The organism is Streptomyces viridosporus, assembly GCF_002078235.1.
Taxonomy (GTDB): domain Bacteria; phylum Actinomycetota; class Actinomycetes; order Streptomycetales; family Streptomycetaceae; genus Streptomyces; species Streptomyces viridosporus.
The window spans coordinates 1-2,667 of record NZ_MSGP01000665.1; the positions used below are offsets into that span (position 1 = coordinate 1).

The window sequence follows — 2,667 nt, forward strand, 5'->3', positions numbered from 1 at the left end:
GCGGGGTGGGGGGTGGGGGGCCGGGCAGCCGCGGCGTGCCCGAGAAGCACAGTCCTCCGAGGCGGTGACGAGCTGCTCGCACGCGTGGAGAAGGACAAGGACGACCCCCGGCGCGCGGCGTTGATCGAGGAGGCGTTCCGCTCGGTGAGGGAGGACGTCAGGGACGAGGAGGGCGTTCTCCTGCCCCGCCTGCGCGCGGCACTGGACGACCGGCAGCTCCGCCGCGTCGGCGCGGCCTGGGGGGCCGTGCGGAGGGCCGCCCCCACGCATCCGCATCCGGCCGTTTCCCGCCGCCCGCCCGGCAATGCCCTCGCGGACGTTCCGCTGAGCGGCTTCGACCGGCTGCGCGACCTGTTCGCGGTGGACAGCCCCTCGGGGCGGCGCGCGGCGCCGGCACCGGGCGCCCTCGCCGCCACCGGGGCGGTGATCGTCGGGGTGATGCGCTCGACCCGCCGCCGCTGCCCACCACGGCCACCTCACGGCCCGGGCGGACGGCCGCTCGGAGCGCCGGGCCGCGGAGGTGCATACCGTCGCGCCAGTCGCGGAGGTGGTGGACGCCGTTGGGTACCGCTGCTCCGCTCTGAAGGACACGCGGTGGGCATGAAGCGCGGACGCGGGCTCCGACGGGGCTGTGTGACCTCTTGGGGCGCACGGAAGTTGAGTTCTCGGGCAAGGTCTTCGACGGCTGGTTGCGACAGCGTACGTGAATCGGCGGCTTGCCGGCTTTTAAGGAATTCCTTAACTTTGTGGTGTGGGTGTCGAGGGGAACCGTCTTGGGCTGGGCGATCAAGGTCACCGATGAGTACACGGCGTGGTTCAAGCTCCTGATCAAGGAGGACCTGGGTTCCGCCTCCCAGGTCGCACAGGCTGTGGCCGCCCTGCGCGAGGCGGGGCCGACCTTGGGGCGCCCCCTCGTGGACCGGCTGAAGGGCTCGGCACTGCATCACCTGAAGGAGCTGAGGCCGGGGTCGGGCGGGCGCTCCGAGATCCGGATCGTCTTCGCCTTCGATCCGACTCGCTCGGCCCTGCTGCTTCTCGGCGGTGACAAGGCCGGAAACTGGGAGCGCTGGTACCGCGACAACATCCCACTGGCCGAGCGTCTCTACCACGAGTACACCAGCGACGACGAGGACTGAGGAGCAGGCACATGCCCAAGAAGACTGCGCAGGACTGGGAGGTCCTGGAGCAGGAGCTGTACGCGGCCGGTGTGGAGCCCGCCGAGGTGGAAGCGGGGTCTCGCCGGCTTCTCGCCGAGGCACGTGGCCACCAGCTCGCCGAGGCACGCAAGCAGGCGGGGGTGACCCAACGGGACGTGGCGGCCCGGATGGGCGTCAGCGTCGCCCGGGTCTCCCAGATCGAGCACGGTGAGGGAGCCACCCTGGACGTCATCGCCCGCTACGTGGAGGCGCTCGGCGGGAGGCTGGATCTGGTAGCGGACTTCGGCGACCACACCCTGCGCATGCCGGCCAGTGGTCACCAGGGCGGCGCGGCGGCGTAGCCGTCGTCGGGTGGTGGCCCCGGTGAGCCATGAGCGCCCGGAGGCAGGGCGGCCAGGGTTTCCTGCCGGACGCCCCTGCCGATCCGATCCGGGCCGGAGCAGGTACCCGGTTCCCGGGTGAATTCGTGGCATGCTCACGAACCCCAGGGCGCGCCCTGGTTCGGCAGGATGCGCAGGGTGATGACGGTGCCGTCGTCACCGGAGGGAACCGGGCCCCGGCCGGGCTCCGTGGTGCCGGTCGTCAAGGTCCCGCAGCTTGTACGCCCTGCGGCGACAAGCCTCCACCCTTCCGGCCGGAAACCAGCGCCAACCGCGGTGACGCCGCATCATGGCGGCCCTCAGTCCTTGTAGTCGGGGGCGATCCGGTCGAGGAGGCGCAGCATGGCCGCCCATGCCAGGTCGTAGGCGCCGTCGTCCTCGAAGTCGCCGGTCTCCTCCCCGGAGAGCTGCCGGGCGGTGTACTCGCACACCTCCTCCGACGGCACGACCAGCGGTCCGCCGCCCGCCTGTGCGGTGACCTGGATCTCGCACGCCTTCTCCAGGTAGTACATGCGCAGGAAGGCCTGGGCGGCGGTCTCACCGACCGTCAGCAGCCCGTGGTTGCGCAGGATCAGCGCCGGGTGGGTGCCGATGTCGGCGACGAGCCGCTGCTGCTCGTCCAGGTTGAGGGCGACCCCTTCGTAGTCGTGGTAGCCGACACGGTTGTGGAACTCCATCGACATCTGGTTCAGCGGCAGCAGTCCGCCCTGCTGGGCCGCCACGGCGCAACCGGCCTTGGTGTGGGTGTGCAGGACGCAGCGGGCGTCCGGGCGCGCCGCGTGGATGGCGCTGTGGATGACGAAGCCGGCCGGGTTGACCGGGTACGGCGTCGGCTCCACCGGATCGCCCGACAGGTCGATCTTGACGAGGTTGGAGGCGGTGATCTCCTCGAAGAGGAGCCCGTAGGGGTTGATGAGGAAGTGGTGGTCGGGACCGGGCAGCCGCAGGGAGATGTGGGTGAAGATCAGGTCCGTCATCCGGAAGTGGGCCACGAGCCGGTAGACGGCGGCGAGTTCGCGACGCAGCCGCAGTTCCTCGTCGGCCGTGGCGGGGGTTTCCGTGGCTGCGGAGGGAAGTACGGCGGTCATACGGCGGCTCCTTCGACGGAGGCTGTCTCTTATACACATTCT

Annotated in this window: 3 protein-coding genes; 2 read left to right on the top strand and 1 reads right to left on the bottom strand. The window is 70.8% G+C overall.

Annotated features, from left to right (window positions below; all coding sequences use genetic code 11):
• Positions 1-773: 773 nt before the first annotated feature.
• Together B7L92_RS35345 and B7L92_RS35350 are read left to right on the top strand one after the other, a co-directional pair.
• Complete coding sequence (locus B7L92_RS35345) at positions 774-1,136, top strand: type II toxin-antitoxin system RelE/ParE family toxin (RefSeq protein ID WP_081241296.1); 363 nt, start codon at positions 774-776, stop codon at positions 1,134-1,136.
• Between the two features lie 11 nt (positions 1,137-1,147).
• Positions 1,148-1,498: a helix-turn-helix domain-containing protein gene (locus B7L92_RS35350; protein ID WP_081241297.1), complete on the top strand. Its 351-nt coding sequence runs from the start codon at positions 1,148-1,150 to the stop codon at positions 1,496-1,498.
• Between the two features lie 338 nt (positions 1,499-1,836).
• Here B7L92_RS35350 and B7L92_RS35355 read toward each other — a convergent pair whose 3' ends face one another.
• On the bottom strand, positions 1,837-2,625 hold the full coding sequence (locus B7L92_RS35355) for a class II aldolase/adducin family protein (RefSeq protein ID WP_081241298.1): 789 nt from the start codon (positions 2,623-2,625) through the stop codon (positions 1,837-1,839).
• Positions 2,626-2,667 lie beyond the last annotated feature (42 nt).

Excerpts from the sequence above, each read along its gene's own strand:
- B7L92_RS35355 (WP_081241298.1), bottom strand. The coding sequence starts at position 2,625 with ATGACCGCCGTACTTCCCTCCGCAGCCACGGAAACCCCCGCCACGGCC.
- B7L92_RS35350 (WP_081241297.1), top strand. The coding sequence starts at position 1,148 with ATGCCCAAGAAGACTGCGCAGGACTGGGAGGTCCTGGAGCAGGAGCTG.